Here is a 16,371-nt window from a genome sequence, read left to right as displayed (position 1 = left end):
AATTATATCTTTTTAAGTACTACTTGATCACTTTGTTTTTCTATGATTTTATTATAATATTCTTTTACTGCAGGATAATACTGAGGTAAAATAACTGCAGAATTTATGGTCTCTGTAACGGAGATTTGAATCATACCATTCACCAATTTTGAATTAAATGAAAAAGATCCCATATCCTCTGGCAATTTAAATCCACCTGATTCTGGCAGTTCTGCAATTTCATAACCTTCGGGTATTTTTATGTTTACCATATACATGTCTGAAAATCCATACCCGAAATCTACTGGATATCTTCGATCATCAGATTTGAATATATTTTCTTTATGACGCAAAAATAATAAAGGAGAAAAGAACATTTCGTTATCTATGACTTCAATTTGATCATCAACTACAAATTCGAAACGTTCATTAACAGGTTTACCTAAGTCAGTCGTTCCTTTAACTTCATAATTGGTTAATTCATTTATTTCATACTTTTCTTTTATTCTTTTTATTTGAGATTCTTGATCATAGATACCATATTTATCTCTAAAATTATGAGCTAAATAGTCTAAATGATACGTATTCGATTTCCCTTTTACAACACCATCAGTATCTATTTCATATTGTATACTATTTCTATTCAAAGAAGGTTTTCCCGGGCGAAGGTTTAAACGTTGTGAATTCCCTGTTTCTGCAATAATTCTAGCTACACCTTGTATTACTCTAGTAGGCAAAATATTAGGTTCACCATATTTATCTGTAGCATCTAAATAAATCGCGCCTCCATTAGGTAATTTTACACGAGAAATTACATAATCAAACCCATCTAAAGTAGGAAACAAAGAAACAACTTTGGTATTTGAAGTTACCAATACAGGATTTGCTTTTATTCCCGCATATTTTAACATTGAAGTCAACATAAGGTTAATCTCGGCGGCATTACCCGTTCCTTCCTTGTAGGCTTTTCGTACCCCTCCTCTTGTAACAACGCTATATTTACCGTTCCAATTCATTTTATTTTTTACAAAATTGTAAATCAAACCTGCTTTTTTTACAGGATCACCTATCCCGCCGACTAATTGTTGGATATCATCTTTATAATAACTGGTCTTATTTAATTCTCCCCCAAAATTAGGATTGGAGTATATTTTTTTAATAATCTCTTCCCACGATGTAGCATAATTCTCTACAGAATTACCAAACTTTGTAAACTGTAATTCGTAAACTACAGAGGATATATAATTGCTTACATTACCTGAATATGCTTCCATTTTGAATGCAGGCACATCTGTAGACAAAATTGTGTTTACTTTAATTTTGTAATCTATTGTTCTTTGTTTCCCTCTATATTTTGAAGAAAATCCAAGTTCTCCTCGTACATTTCCTCCTCCTCTTTTCAGTACATTTACAGTTTTGCTTCTTTCAGGAATATATACAAATTGCCCATCCGAAGATGATTCCTTTAAATTTATAGGCAAATACCCTGTTGTAAATTTTTTAAAATTAAAATACTCAGGAGCTTCTACTTTGACTTCTAATTTTTTAATCGGGATCTGCCCCTGTAAAACAATACGATCCATATTATATACGAATGGAGAAATTATTTTATACTTATATTCTATAACCGAATTATCTTTTAAATCAGGCATTGTAAATTTAATCTGATCATAGTTATCAGAAAACTCATTTTCGAATATGCCCTCCTTTTTTAACTTAGTCTTTATAATTTTATCGCCCTCAATACTATATGTTATCCCTTTGAGGTCGCTTACCTTTTCGTTGGCTCTTGTGTTTTTATACAACAAAAAATCATCTGATGCATACTCAAATCCATTTTCATTGTACAGTTTTACTCTTCGATGTACTTCTGTTATTAACAAAAACCATCTTACTGTAGGGTTATATTCGTAATATACTCTTTTGCTCTCATACAAAACCACTGCATTAGCCGTACTATCTAATGCATATGATTGTTCTAAAAGTTCTTCTTTGGATACTTTTCCATATTTATAATCCTGCGCAAGGCAATTAATTGATGATACTAAAATACATCCTAATATCAATTTAGTAATAATGTTCATAATGGTTAGCTAACTTTATATTTTTTTAAGCACTATTTGATCGCTTTCTTTTTGAATTAACAAATCATAAAATGTTTTTAACTCAGTATAATATTGTTCCATAACTAATGGGACGTTTAAAGTTTCCTTAACAGAGATTTGGATCGTATTTCCTACAACTTTCATTCGAAACATAAAACTTCCAATATCATCAGATAATTTAAGCCCCATATCATCTGGTTTTTCAATGATTTCATAACCCTCAGGTATTTTAATATTCACTGAATAACTTTTAGATACTCCATAACCCAAATCCACTGGATATAACCGTTCATTAGATTTGAATATATTTTCTCTATTTCTCAAGAACAAAAGTGGTGAAAAAAACAACTCATCATCTATAACTTCCACCTCATCAGATGTTTCAAACGCAAAACTCTCTACAACTGGCTTACCTATGTCTTTTAAATTACTGATTTTATATTCAGAAATGTTTTGAAGGCTATACAGATCACCTATTCTTTTCCTCTGTTCCTCTTCTTTCTTTAAGGTATTTTTTATTCTAAAATCATGTGCTTCATAAAAAGTATGTTTTATCCTTTGCCTTCCTCTTACATTACCATCACTTCCCATTTCGCACATCAATATATTTTGTTTTTTAGAAATTTTTGATGGTCTAAAAAAGATCATTTCAGAATTTCCACTTTCTGCAATCAACCTTCCTAATCCATGGACTACTCTATTTGGTAAAACATTAGGTTCTCCATATTTATCTGTAGCATCAAGAAATAATATATCATCATTTATTCTAACTCTTGCAAGGACATAGTCTAGCCCTTGAATTGTGGGGAACATCGACAAAGGTTTGTCGTTAGTAGTAACTAATATTGGTTTCACATTAATCTTAGCATACTTTAACATTGCAATCAACATCAAATTAATTTCGGCCGCATTTCCTATTCCTTCTTGATATACTTTTTTCATGCTTTTTCTAGGAATCAAAGCATTTCTGTTATTCCAGGTAATTTTATCTTTCACATATTCATATATCAATTTCGTTTTTTCTAATGGATTAGATATTTCAGAAACTAATTGATCAATATCATCTTTAAAATACTTATTGTTTTTCATTGCTCCACCAAATCGTGAGTCTTTAAATGCTCCTCTAGCAATAGCTCCCCAAGTAGTTCCATAGTTAGTTATGGAGCTATAAGGGAATTGAGTAGATTGTAACTCAAAACTTAATGTTGAAATATAATTTTTGTAATTTCCAGAATAAGGTTCTTTTTTAAATGCTGGGACATTTTCCGAATCTATTTGATATTTAGTTACATTATAATCAATACTATTTCCTAAAAAAAGATCACTTTGCCTATCTGATGATTCTTTGATATTAATAGGTAAAAAGCCTGAAGTTCTCTTTCTAAAATTGTAATATTCTGGAATAGCTAAAGAGATTTTTATTTTTTTTATCGGTATATCATACTGCAACAAAAGTCTATCGATACTTCTAGAAAAAGGAGATAATATTTTATATTTAAATTCTATAATCGATCCTTCTTTGATAGCGGGCATTGTAAATGAAACCTTATTAATGTAATCAGAATCTGCTACCTTGAACACTCCTTCTTTTTTTAGTTTAGTTTCAACAATATCATCTCCAGAAATTGAATACGTCTTGCCCGTAAGACCCAACATTTTTTCTTTAACTCCATTACTATCAAATAAAAACATCTCTTCAGTAGCATAGTCAAACCCATTTTTATTATATAATTTAATTCTTTTATGAACTTCAGTGATTAATACGAACCCTTGCTCCTTGTCATATTTGTACCTAATTTTTTTACTTTTATATAATACTGCTGCGTTTGCAGCACTATCGAGCGGATATGATTGCTCTAAAAGTTCTTCTTTAGAAATCTTCCCAAATTCATACTCTTGACCAAAAGAATGTAGTGAACAGATCAAAACTAATCCTAATAATAACTTATCCATATAACTCATAATCTAATCAATACGTATTTAAAGTTTTTTTAGCACAATTCTGGATTTATCTATTTTTTTGATTTCGGATCTAAATTTTCGATATTCTTCATATTTCTCTTTTGGATACATTCCGTCTATAATCTTAAGATACCTTCTAAATTTAATTTTTGAATCATCTATTTTTTCTAACTCGTGGGTATACTTTCCAAATTCGGTTTCTAGCACCTTTTTTTTCGGTAAATTATTCACAACATACCCCTCAGGAAGATTGATATCGTATTCATCTGTATTCACATAACCACTAGATATTAGAAGAGGTGTATTTCTATTGGTATATTGAGGTAAATTAATTTGATCACAACTAAACACATTTGGAGTTACTAATAAGCGATTTCCTACCTTCTTTGTATAGTTAGCACAAGAAACAACTATCTGTTCTGTAAACTTAACAACATCCTTGTTATCATTAAATTTAATCGAATTAATTTCTATATTATTAATATACCCCCAATTCTCTTTATAATGTGCTTTTTGATCTTTCGGCGTTTCAAATTGATTTCTATATCTCCAATCATATTCTAATCCTTCTGATATCCTCTCTACAGTAGCAGTCATTGATGCATTGTCATTTAATTCTACAGTAGCTTTGGTGCGTAATATATTTTCTTCTGGTTCGTATCTTTTTGTTCTTTTGATTTCTCCCCCTTCTGGCTTAACGATGAGCACATTTCTATCATCGGTAAAGTCACCTATAAAATCAAAAGGCACTGTTTGATTAGTACACTCTAACCATATATCCTCTCCTTCTTCAGGAATATTAAGAATTACATGATTTCCTTGTATAGATGTAAAATCAGGATCAATGTCTTTTCTTTTTTTTGCAAATACTACTGTATAATATGAAGGGATTTCTTGACTTTCTAATAAGGCTTTTGTATAATTGGTTAATGCTTTACAATCTCCATACCCCAATCGATCCACATCGCTAGCCAAAAATGGCATCCATCCTCCTATACCCAATTGCACACTTATATACCTTGTTTTTTCTTGTACATACTCATATATCAATTTGGCTTTTTCCCTTTTTGATTTCGCCCCTTTAACCAATTTATTGACCTCATCTATTGTTTCTTGAGGTAATTGATCTCGATCTTTTAAAAGTTCCTCATACATCCATTTGCCCAACGACTTCCAATCCAATGCAGATCCATGTACACCTTCTAAAACAAAATTAGTTAACGCTACATTTACCAACGGAAAAACATCATCTCCTAAAGGACTCAAAACCTCTGACTCTTTAGCAGAAATATTAACAATAGAATATGTTATTATTCCTTCTTCCTTTTGATTGTTTATCAAATAATTATCAAAATTGGATTCTTTAATTTTAAGAGGAAGTTTTTTAGGGTTTGAGATTGCATAAACTGACCTTTGGGTGCTCAAATAATTTGATGAAACAGGTCGCCAAGGTCTAATAAATGCTGTAGTCGAATTTTCTATTTCGCTTTCGAAAACCATCGTATATGGATATCCCACGGCGGTATAGTTAATGTACAAAATTCGAGTGTCATCAAACAATTCACCTGAGTTTATCATACTACGATCTACAAAATCACCTTTTTTGTATTTCTTAATTTCTTTACCCGTATGGTCATAAAAAATCGCGCTTATTTTTTTAACTCTTCTTGATTTGTCAAAAACTTCAAAAGAATCGGCGTGTCTATCACCATATTTATTAAGTACGGTAATTACCTTCTTAACTTTTGTAGTAATCGAATTAACCGAATTTATTTCTATGGTTACCTCTTCAGACCTCACTACTGCATTAGCATTCTTAACTAATACAGAATCAATCACAGCGCTATTAAGATCAATTTCTTCTTGCGCCGAAACTTTCACAAAATTAAACATGGTGATCACCACCAGAATTGGTAGTATTATTTTTTGCATATCAAATCTATTTCGGAGTAGTTATTCTTTATTTTTTGTATCAATAATTATAGTAACAGGACCATCATTAAGAAGAGATACTTTCATATCCGCTCCAAATATACCTGTTCCAACTTTTTTCCCAATATCCTTTTCTAATTGTGTGACAAAATTCTCATACAAAGGTATTGCTATATCTGATTTTGCAGCCTTAATATAACTAGGTCTATTTCCTTTTTTGGTACTTGCATGTAATGTAAATTGACTTACTACAATTACATCACCATCAATGTCCAAAAGACTCTTATTCATAACACCATTTTCATCTCCAAAAATTCTTAATTTAGAGATTTTGGCAGATAACCAAGTAATATCTTCTTCACTATCTGCATCTTCAATACCCAATAAAACCAGCAACCCGTTCTGTATTTTCGAAACTATTTCCCTATTAACCGTTACCGATGCCTCAGAGACTCTTTGTACAACTGCTTTCATATATAAGTTTCACTAATTTCTAATTTGTTACCTTGATTTTTAAAAAAAAATCAATTTTATTTTGCAATACTACATCCTGCGAGTTTCAAAAAATGAAACTGACAGATTTTTTTGTTTTTGTAAAATATTTGATAATCCGCAGGAAGCGTTACTAGTTTTCTCTGGTCTAAAAAAATTAATCCTCGTCGTAGTTGTTTTTTCTATAATGCTCTTCTTCCCCTTCCAGAATCTGTAAATAACTTTTGTAGCGGGACCAAGCAATTTCTTCATTATCCAAAGCTTCCTTTACTGCACATTTAGGTTCATTAATATGCATACAATTATTGAATTTACATTCGTGCTTTATGGCAAAAAATTCAGGAAAATAATCCCCTAGTTCTTCTTTATCCATATCCACCACACCAAAACCTTTTATTCCTGGAGTATCGATAATTTTTGCATCAAAACCAAGATCAAACATCTCGGCAAAAGTAGTAGTATGTTGCCCTTGTTGATGTTGATTACTAATTTCTGCAGTGCGCAGAGAAAGATCTGGTTCTATGGTGTTTATCAAAGTTGATTTCCCAACCCCACTATGACCTGAGAACATGCTTACTTTCCCTTCCATTATTGCCTTTACTTTATCCGTGTTTTTTCCTTCTTTTGCAGAAATACCCACACAATCATATCCTATTTTTCTATACAAAGCGGCCAGATATTTTATCTCTAAAATTTCATCTTCATTATACGTATCGACTTTATTAAAAAGTAACACTGCCTTAATTCCATAAGCTTCTGCTGTAACCAAAAATCGGTCTATAAAAGTGGTAAATGTTGGCGGATTGTTAAGTGTAACCAATAAAAACACAACATCAATATTTGAAGCTATTATATGCGTTTGCTTTGATAATTTAACCGATTTTCTAATGATATAATTATGGCGTTCATGGATATGCTCAATAACACCAGTGATTTGATCATTGTTGGTTTCTAACTTAAAATCTACCTTATCGCCAACAGCAACAGGATTTGTACTTTTTATCCCCTGAATTCGAAATTTTCCTTTTATTCGACATTCATACACCGTACCATCTGGAATTTTTACGGTATACCAGCTTCCTGTAGATTTATATACTGTACCTGTCATAAACACAAAGATGCGAATATTAATATTCTTTGAAGGCTTATTTTTTTTCTAATTCAGAAAATGTAATTATTCTAAAAAGAAAAACGAATTCCACACTTCAATAATTACCTGTGACTTTAGACAAATCACAGGTGATTAATAGATTCATCCTCTAGCTACTTTTTTCTGATGATTAATAGATTCTTGGTGAATTGCTTTATATATTCTAAGCATAAACTCTTCACTTAGTCCTTTTTCTTCACCTTCGATAATCATTTTACCAAGTATTTCATTCCATCGTTTGGATTGCAAAATAGCTACATTTTGTTTTGCTTTCACTTCACCAATTTCATCAGAAATTTTCATTCTCCTTGATAACACTTCCAACAACTGGTTATCAACTACATCAATCCTTGCTCTTAGTTCGCTAAGGGCTTTTTGATATGCCTCATCTACCCCAATTTCTTTACGAATTCTTAAATCTTTCATATACTGAATTAATGTTTCTGGGGTAATTTGTTGTTTAGCATCACTCCATGCATTATCAGGATCAAAATGAGTCTCTACAATTAATCCGTCAAAATTAAGATCTAAGGCCGTTTGAGAAAGGTCAAAAATAAGATCTCTTCTTCCGGCAATATGCGATGGATCCAATATTAATGGCAAATCTGGAAAACGATTCTGTAAATCAATAGGAATCTGCCATTCAGGAATGTTACGATATTTTGTTTTTTCATAAGTTGAAAAGCCTCTATGGATCACCCCTAAATTCTTCACATCGGCAGTATAAAAACGTTCTACAGCTCCCAACCAAAGGGAAAGGTCTGGATTAATAGGGTTTTTAATTAATACGGGATTATCAATCCCTTTACATGCATCTGCAATATCCTGAACAATAAAAGGAGAAACAGTACTTCTTGCACCGATCCATAATACATCTACCCCATGTTCTAATGCCAATTCAACATGATGGGGATTAGCTACTTCGGTAGCAATTTTCAACCCTGTTTCTTCTTTTGCTCTCTGTAGCCATTTTAATCCCAAAGCACCAACACCTTCAAAATTTCCAGGTCTAGTTCTTGGTTTCCAAATCCCGGCTCTTAATACAGTAGCATCAGAATCTTTAAGTTGATGCGCTATTTTTAATACCTGATCTTCGGTTTCTGCGCTACAAGGTCCTCCGATCACTAAAGGGTGATCCAAGTTGTAATCATCTAACCAGTTTCTGAGTTCTTTCTTATTCTCCATATCAATTGTTATTCTATATTATTGTCTATCGTTTATATATTTTCTTACTATGAAATTCCTTTTAAAATTGATTTTATATGATTTGTACACTCCATTTCATTATATATTTCATCAAAATCGTCTTCTTCCATTAATTTTTTAAATTGAGTTAGATTAGCAATATATTCTTGTAATGTTTCAATTACATTCTCCTTATTATGTTTAAAAATAGGAGCCCACATTGCAGGAGAACTCTTAGCCAACCTTACTGTCGAAGCAAAACCACTACCCGCCATATCAAAAATATCCCTCTCATTTTTTTCTTTCTCTATTACCGTTTTACCTAACATGAATGAACTAATATGAGAGAGATGAGAAACATATGCAATATGTTTATCGTGTGATATTGGATCCATATATCGTATTCGCATTCCTAAACGTGAAAAAACTTCCATTCCTCGTTCTTGCAATTTAAAAGCTGTTTTTTCAACTTCACAAATGATATTAGTCTTACCGCGATACAAATTCGCTATTGCCGCTTGCGGCCCAGAAAACTCAGTTCCTGCAATAGGATGAGCTGCCAAATAATTTCTGCGTTTATGATGATTGGATATTGTCTCACACAATTTTTGTTTGGTCGAACCTACATCAAAAACCAAAGAATCATCATTTACATGATCCAAAATAATAGGCAATAATTCAACTGTTTTATCAACGGGTATGGCTACAATTACAAGATCTGCATGGGTTAGGTTTTCAAAATCTGATTTATGATCTATAATACCTAGTTTTAAAGCCTTATCCAAATGCTCTTGACTCTGATCCACACCATAAATCACGGCTTCATTAAAAGCTGCTTTAATATCTATGGCAAAAGATCCACCTATCAATCCTGTTCCTATTATAAATACTTTCATATTTTTATTTGTAATCTTTTCGAAGCTTCAATTATATTCTCTTTAGAAACGCAAAGCGAAAAACGAATGTATCCTTTTCCATTACTTCCAAAAATATCTCCTGGTGCGATAAATATGTCATTTTGATATAAAATACGGTCAATAAAAGGAATAGCTTCTGTATCTTCTGGTAATTTGGCCCATACAAACATTCCTTTTGCTTTTTTATCATAAGTACATCCTAATTGCGTAGCCAAATCCCAAATTAATTGTCTTCGTTCATTATAAACAGCGTTTATTTTTTCGTACCAATTATTAGAAATTTTTAAAGCAGCGATTGCTCCTTTTTGAATGCCCTGAAACATCCCACTATCCATATTACTCTTTACTTTCAAAATGGCTTCTATTTTTTCACTACTACCATTAACCATACCTACTCGCCACCCAGCCATATTAAATGTTTTACTTAAAGAATTTAATTCTAAAGCTACTTCTTTTGCGCCATCAATAGACAATATGCTTATAGGGTTATCATTAAGAATAAAACTATATGGATTATCGTTTATTAATAGAATACTATGTTTTTTAGCAAAATCAATTATCTTCATAAACATCTCCATACCACCAGAAGCACCTGTTGGCATATTAGGATAGTTAATCCACATTAATTTCACCTTACTTAAATCCTTTTTTAAAAGGCTATGAAAATCAGGTTCCCAATTATTTTCTTCTTTCAAATCATAAAAAACTGGTGTTGCGCCTACCAATTTTGTAACTGATGTATATGTAGGATATCCAGGATTAGGCACCAACACCTCATCACCTTCATTAAGGTATGCCAAAGAAATATGCATAATGCCTTCTTTAGATCCCATTAGTGGTAATATTTCGTTATTAGGATTAAGGTCTACCCTATACATATCTTTATAAAAATCTGCAATTGCCTGACGTAACTCTGGCAATCCCTGGTAACTCTGATATTTATGAGCACCTTTTTCGATAACTGCTTCCTGAATAGTCTTGACTACAATTTGAGGAGGATCTATATCGGGGCTTCCGATAGCCATATTTATGATCGGTTTTCCAGATGCTGCAAGACCACGTACTTCTCTCAATTTCTTAGAGAAATAATACTCTTCGATAGTCTCTAACCTTTTTGCTGTTTGAACATTCATCCGTTCTGATTTTTATATTCTCCTAATACTTTCAATTCTAAAGCCATAATTTTTAAAATTGACATTGCTTTTTCATAATCGGTATACTCGCTAAATGTTACATCTACAAAAAATGAGTATTTCCACGGCATATCTATTACGGGTAAAGATTGAATCTTAGTTAAATTCAAATTACAATCACTCATTACATTTAGTACCGTAGCCAAACTCCCTCTTTTATGATCGGTAAGAAATTTCAAAGAAGCTTTGTTAATTTCTTCTTTTTTTACTTCTAATTCATCTCTAGTATTTAAAATAAAAAAACGAGTGCTATTGGATTTTATAGTCTGAATTTCTTTGGCCAAGATATCAAGTTCATAAATATTGGCAGCTGTTTCGCCAGCAACTGCAGCAACACCTTTTATTTTTTTTTCTTGAATTCTTCTTGCTACATCTGCAGTATCAGCATCTTCAACCAGTTTGATATGTGGTTGTTCTCTAAAAAAATCTTTACATTGTAATAAAGCCATAGGGTGCGAATACACCTCCCTAATGTCCGAAATTTGCTGTCCTTTTAGTGCCATTAAACAATGATGAATCGGCGAAAAATATTCTCCGCTAATTGTTAAGTCATGTTCATCTATATACGCATAATTAGGAATAATAGATCCCGCTATAGAATTCTCTATTGCCATAACGGCATCTGTACTTTTCTTTTTCTCTAGGCTATGTACTAATTCTTGAAACGACATGCATTCATTCACATGTACATCCTGACCAAAATAGGCTTGGGCAACTCCATGATGGTACGACCCTTTTACTCCCTGTATAGCTACTTTTTTACTCAAACGTTTTATTTTTTCTTATTCAAAAAAAAATCCCGACTTTTCAGCGGGATTCTAACTATATGTTAAACTATTATTTACATAGCAATCCCGATCTTACTTTTAAAATAAAAGAAGAAAAAATAAAATCGGTTCCAAGTAAATAAACTATTCATTGTCTTGTTGTATTACAGTGCTAAAGTAGGTAAAACTATTTCGATTCAAAATAATTTTTCATTTTTTTCACTACTTCTACAGCATTATCATCAAATTCTAAATAAATCGAAAGTATCCATGTGATTTTTCAAACAAAAACCAACATCTATTATTAAATCATCACATTTTTAGCCACTAACAAACGTTTGTATTTATATCACTCCCAGTTCCTTACCAACTTTAGTAAATGCCGCAACAGCTTTTTCAAGATGATATTTCTCATGCCCAGCTGATAACTGAACTCTTATTCTGGCTTTTTCTTTGGGTACAACTGGATAAAAGAATCCGATAACGTAAATGCCTTCATCTAATAATCTAGCAGCAAATTCTTGTGCTAATTTTGCTTCATACAACATAACAGGAACAATTGGATGATCCCCAGGAATAATATCAAAACCTGCCTTGGTCATTTCTGACCTAAAATATTTGGTATTAACTTCTAATTTATCTCTTAACTCAGTCGAAGAACTTAAAATATCCAATACTCTAATAGATGCACCTACAATTGACGGCGCTACTGTATTCGAAAATAAATATGGCCTTGAGCGTTGTCTAAGCATATCTACAATTTCTTTTCTTGCTGCAGTAAATCCTCCTGAAGCTCCACCAAGGGCCTTACCATATGTACCTGTAATAATATCTATACGCCCCATTACGTCTCTATACTCATGAGTACCACGACCTGTTGCTCCCAAAAACCCGGTAGAATGACATTCATCAATCATTACCATAGCTCCGTATTTATCTGCCAAATCGCAAATTTTATCTAATTGAGCAATCGTTCCATCCATAGAAAATGATCCATCTGTAACGATAAGTTTTCTTCTTGTTCCTTGGGCATCCTTAAGTTGTTTCTCAAGATCTACCATATTATTATGCTCATATCTGAAACGCTTAGCTTTACACAAACGAACTCCGTCTATTATAGAAGCATGATTTAAAGCATCAGAAATTATAGCATCCTCAGGGCCAAGAATTGGTTCAAACACACCTCCATTAGCATCAAAAGCCGCAGCATAAAGAATACAATCCTCCATACCCAAAAACTCGGCTGTTTTTCTCTCTAATTCTTTATGTATATCTTGAGTTCCGCAAATGAAACGCACAGAAGACAAACCATATCCATGAGAATCAATTGATTCTTTTCCCGCCTTTATTACTTCTGGGTGGGATGAAAGTCCTAAATAATTATTTGCACAAAAATTCAACACTTGCGTTGTTTGAGTTGTATCTATTTCGGCACCTTGAGGAGTAGTTATGATACGCTCAGATTTATATAATCCAGCTTCTTTAATCCCATCAAGTTCTTGTTGTAAATCTTCTTTAATATTTGAAAACATACTTATATAGTTTAAATTCTTTTTTATTTTTTATTTCAAATTATCCAAAAATCAAAGCAATAACGTATTATGACTTTTTGAATCTATTTTATATTGTTGTTTAAGTTTTTGGATCATAGTTGCTGTTATGGACTCTAAATCAAATTCAGGTTTCCATCCCCAATCTTTTTTGGCAGTTGTATCATCAATAGATTTTGGCCAACGAGAAGCTATATCTTGCCTAAAATCCGGAGTATACTTCACTACAAAATTAGGATATAATTTACGAATTTCCTCAACTACTTCGGCAGGAGAAAAGCTAATTCCTGCTATATTATATGAAGTTCGAACAGTTATGTTCTCTTTTGGAGCTTCCATCAATTCAATAGTTGCTCGTATTGCGTCCTCCATAAAAATCATAGGCAAGGTGGCATCTTCTTTTAAAAAACAGTCAAATTGCTGTTCTAGCACTGCTTTATGATAAATATCAACAGCATAATCTGTTGTTCCTCCTCCTGGCAAAGATTGATATCCTATAACACCAGGGTAACGAATTGATCTGATATCTAATCCATATTTTAAAAAATAATATTGCGCCCAATTCTCTCCTGCTGCCTTACTTATTCCATAAACCGTTGCAGGGTCCAAATAAGCATCATTAGGGGTTTGACTTAAAGGAGCGCCTTCTCCAAAAACAGCAATCGAACTTGGAAAAAATACTCTTTCAATATTACTTAGTCTTGATACTTCCAAAACGTTAAACAACGTTTTCATATTAATATCCCAAGTCTGTAATGGATTTTCTTCTCCTTTTGCCGAAAGTATAGCGGCAAGATGATATATCTGTGTCACATTATATTTTGTTACCACATTTTGAATCCTAACTTTATCAGTTGCATCAATAACTTCAAAAATACCATCAAAACTTTTCCTTTGATGTAAATCCGATGCTATAACATTATCTTTTCCATGCTTATGCTGCAGAGATTCTGTTAAAACAGAACCCAATTGACCATTGGCACCTATAATCAAAACAACAGTTTTCATATTGTATTTCTAATTTTTTAAAAGCGTTATTCGCTAACTAAAGTAATAAATAAGGGTTTTACAGCCATAAAATAAAAAAAATTAAGTTATTTTTACTGTATTTTAACTCATTTAAAGTTATATTTACTTTTCAGGATTAGAAAATACCTTTCCAAAAGTAATTTTTTCAACCATCTATGGAGCAATTAGATCAAACAGATATTACGATACTTAGAATTCTTCAGGAAGATGCTAAGAAAACCGCTAAAGAAATTGCCAAAATTCTAAATCTTACGGCCTCGCCCGTTTATGAACGAATTAGGAGATTAGAAAAACAAGGATTTATTAAAAAATATGTAGCTATTCTTGACAAAAAACTAATTGATCGTTCTATAACTACAATATGCCAAGTTTCAATGAGATATCACAATGAAGCATTTATTGAAAAATTTGAAGAACAAATCCAAAATTTGCAAGAAGTTCAAGAGTGTTATCATATGGCAGGGCAAGTAGATTTTGTTTTAAAAATCCATACTAAAAGCTTAGAAGAGTATCATGATTTTGTAAAATCAAAATTATCAAAAATTGAAAACATAGGAGTTTTAAATAGCACCTTTGTACTGAAAGATATAAAGCACACCTCAGAGTTCTATATTTAGCAAGTACTCTTTTAGCCAAAGAGCAGATTTTTTCATAGTGCGTTTTAATGTCTTTTTATCTAATTCGACAATACCAAATTTGGGAATATAACCTTCGGCCCATTCAAAATTATCGACTAAAGTCCACAATAATATACCCTTAAGATTAACTCCTTTATCCAAAACAGATTTCATCCCTATTATCACTTTTTGATAATACTCAATTCGATTTTGATCATCTTCATCTTTTGCTAATGCCATACCACATTCTGTAAGCCATAACGGTTTCTTAGTATCATATTTAGCAAATCTTTCTAAAAAATAAGGTATTCCTTGAGGATAAGTTTCCCATCCCATTATAGATGTTTTTACATTTCTCTTCTTCGGACGCACTAACATTGCTCCTAAGTATGGAATATACCATGTGCCTTTAACTACTTCGCGAGTATAAGTTTGAATCCCCCAAAAGTCAAAATCTACCTTTAATCGTTCCAAATCTCCTTCTTGATAATATTTCGAAATACGACTAATAATGGGCAAGTCTTCGTGTGGATACCCCATTCCCAAATGAGGTTCTATAAAAAGACGATTCATTAATGCATCAATCCTAATCGCAGCTTTCCTATCATTAATAGTATCTCGGTATGGTTCTATCTTAGTACAACTAATAGCGGTACCAACCTGAAGGTCTTTTTTTTGCTTAAGCACCCTAAAACCCTCGGCCTGTGCTAACAAAAGATGATGGGTTGCAGCAATAAAATTCCTAATACCTCTTTTACCTGGAGCGTGCACGCCAAGGAAGTAACCACCTCCCATACAAACTACACCCTCGTTAATCAAAATCCAATACTTTACTCTATCTGCAAAGTGTTCTTTTAAGATTTCAACATAATCTGTGTACCAGTTAACAATCTCCCTATTTGTCCAACCACCTTTATCTTGTAGTTTTTGAGGCAAATCCCAATGGTATGTTGTTATCCAAGGTTGTATCCCAACTTTAAGGCAATAATCAATTACATTATTATAAAAGTCAACTCCCTTTGTATTAACATCTCCGGTTCCATGTGGGATAATTCTAGGCCAAGAAATTGAAAAGCGAAATATTTTTAATCCAAGACTAGCCGCTAGATCTATATCTTCTTTATAACGATGATAAAAATCTGTGGCTATTTTGGCATTCGATCTATCCTTTATTTTATATGATTTTCGAGTAAATTCATCCCAGATCGAGGGGCCTTTACCTTCTATATTATAAGCGCCTTCTGTTTGAGCTGCGGCAATAGTACACCCCCACAGAAGTTTTTGGAATTTACTCATTAAATCTTAGAAATTCTGATCACGTGAATTTAATGTCTAAACAACCCTTTTTTAAAAAAAGGGAACAACATTAAAAAAATTAATCGTTGTATTAAACAAGTTAATTTATGAGAAATTTTTCTTATAATTTGCCTTAGTCGTAATGATAACATACTAATTTTCTTTGATTTATAAATATAACTATCTTTCTTATTCTT

13 protein-coding genes are annotated in these 16,371 nt (G+C 32.2%); 1 reads left to right on the top strand and 12 read right to left on the bottom strand.

Translation table 11 applies throughout. From position 1 onward, the window contains the following. Positions 1 to 2 precede the first annotated feature (2 nt). The 11 genes from DK508_RS05390 to DK508_RS05340 all read right to left on the bottom strand — a co-directional run bounded on the left by DK508_RS05390 (position 3) and on the right by DK508_RS05340 (position 14,240). Entirely contained in the window at positions 3 to 2,063 is a 2,061-nt protein-coding gene (locus DK508_RS05390) for a DUF3857 domain-containing protein (RefSeq protein WP_109299725.1), read from the bottom strand. 15 nt (positions 2,064 to 2,078) lie between these two features. Then, entirely contained in the window at positions 2,079 to 4,037 is a 1,959-nt protein-coding gene (locus tag DK508_RS05385) for a transglutaminase domain-containing protein (RefSeq protein WP_160114569.1), read from the bottom strand. Between the two features lie 27 nt (positions 4,038 to 4,064). Beyond that, positions 4,065 to 5,978 carry a transglutaminase family protein gene (locus DK508_RS05380; protein WP_109299723.1) on the bottom strand — a complete coding sequence of 638 codons (1,914 nt, stop codon included), beginning with the start codon at positions 5,976 to 5,978 and terminating at the stop codon, positions 4,065 to 4,067. Positions 5,979 to 5,999: 21 nt separating this feature from the next. Then, positions 6,000 to 6,452 carry a D-aminoacyl-tRNA deacylase gene (gene dtd / locus DK508_RS05375; protein WP_109299722.1) on the bottom strand — a complete coding sequence of 151 codons (453 nt, stop codon included), beginning with the start codon at positions 6,450 to 6,452 and terminating at the stop codon, positions 6,000 to 6,002. A 175-nt stretch (positions 6,453 to 6,627) separates the two neighbouring features. Then, positions 6,628 to 7,578 (bottom strand): ribosome small subunit-dependent GTPase A, encoded by a 951-nt coding sequence (gene rsgA, locus DK508_RS05370; RefSeq protein ID WP_109299721.1) that lies wholly within the window; start codon positions 7,576 to 7,578, stop codon positions 6,628 to 6,630. Positions 7,579 to 7,722: 144 nt separating this feature from the next. Next, the gene (locus DK508_RS05365) at positions 7,723 to 8,805 is read right to left on the bottom strand and encodes a bifunctional 3-deoxy-7-phosphoheptulonate synthase/chorismate mutase type II (RefSeq protein ID WP_109299720.1); all 1,083 of its coding nucleotides are present in this window, start codon (positions 8,803 to 8,805) and stop codon (positions 7,723 to 7,725) included. Between the two features lie 47 nt (positions 8,806 to 8,852). Further along, positions 8,853 to 9,701, bottom strand: a complete 849-nt coding sequence (locus DK508_RS05360; RefSeq protein WP_109299719.1) for a prephenate dehydrogenase — start codon at positions 9,699 to 9,701, stop codon at positions 8,853 to 8,855. Beyond that, positions 9,698 to 10,855 carry a pyridoxal phosphate-dependent aminotransferase gene (locus tag DK508_RS05355; protein ID WP_109299718.1) on the bottom strand — a complete coding sequence of 386 codons (1,158 nt, stop codon included), beginning with the start codon at positions 10,853 to 10,855 and terminating at the stop codon, positions 9,698 to 9,700. Before DK508_RS05355 ends, DK508_RS05360 begins: the two co-directional genes overlap by 4 nt. Then, positions 10,852 to 11,682: a prephenate dehydratase gene (locus tag DK508_RS05350; RefSeq protein ID WP_109299717.1), complete on the bottom strand. Its 831-nt coding sequence runs from the start codon at positions 11,680 to 11,682 to the stop codon at positions 10,852 to 10,854. The genes DK508_RS05355 and DK508_RS05350 overlap by 4 nt, the downstream gene beginning before the upstream one ends. A gap of 344 nt (positions 11,683 to 12,026) precedes the next feature. After that, the gene (gene kbl, locus DK508_RS05345) at positions 12,027 to 13,214 is read right to left on the bottom strand and encodes a glycine C-acetyltransferase (protein ID WP_109299716.1); all 1,188 of its coding nucleotides are present in this window, start codon (positions 13,212 to 13,214) and stop codon (positions 12,027 to 12,029) included. A 51-nt stretch (positions 13,215 to 13,265) separates the two neighbouring features. Continuing rightward, positions 13,266 to 14,240, bottom strand: coding sequence for an NAD-dependent epimerase/dehydratase family protein (locus DK508_RS05340; protein ID WP_109299715.1), 975 nt, complete (start codon positions 14,238 to 14,240; stop codon positions 13,266 to 13,268). Between the two features lie 176 nt (positions 14,241 to 14,416). Between DK508_RS05340 and DK508_RS05335 the strand changes: the two genes are divergently transcribed. Beyond that, on the top strand, positions 14,417 to 14,878 hold the full coding sequence (locus DK508_RS05335; RefSeq protein WP_109299714.1) for an Lrp/AsnC family transcriptional regulator: 462 nt from the start codon (positions 14,417 to 14,419) through the stop codon (positions 14,876 to 14,878). Here the strand turns inward: DK508_RS05335 and DK508_RS05330 are convergent. Beyond that, positions 14,861 to 16,174 (bottom strand): glycoside hydrolase family 1 protein, encoded by a 1,314-nt coding sequence (locus DK508_RS05330; protein WP_109299713.1) that lies wholly within the window; start codon positions 16,172 to 16,174, stop codon positions 14,861 to 14,863. The two genes, DK508_RS05335 and DK508_RS05330, sit on opposite strands and share 18 nt — an antisense overlap. Positions 16,175 to 16,371: the final 197 nt, after the last annotated feature.

This window comes from Aquimarina sp. AU474 (assembly GCF_900312815.1).
In the GTDB taxonomy this organism is placed as follows: Bacteria; Bacteroidota; Bacteroidia; order Flavobacteriales; family Flavobacteriaceae; genus Aquimarina.
Note: the sequence above shows the minus strand (reverse complement) of the source record. Positions and strands in the feature narration are given on the sequence as shown.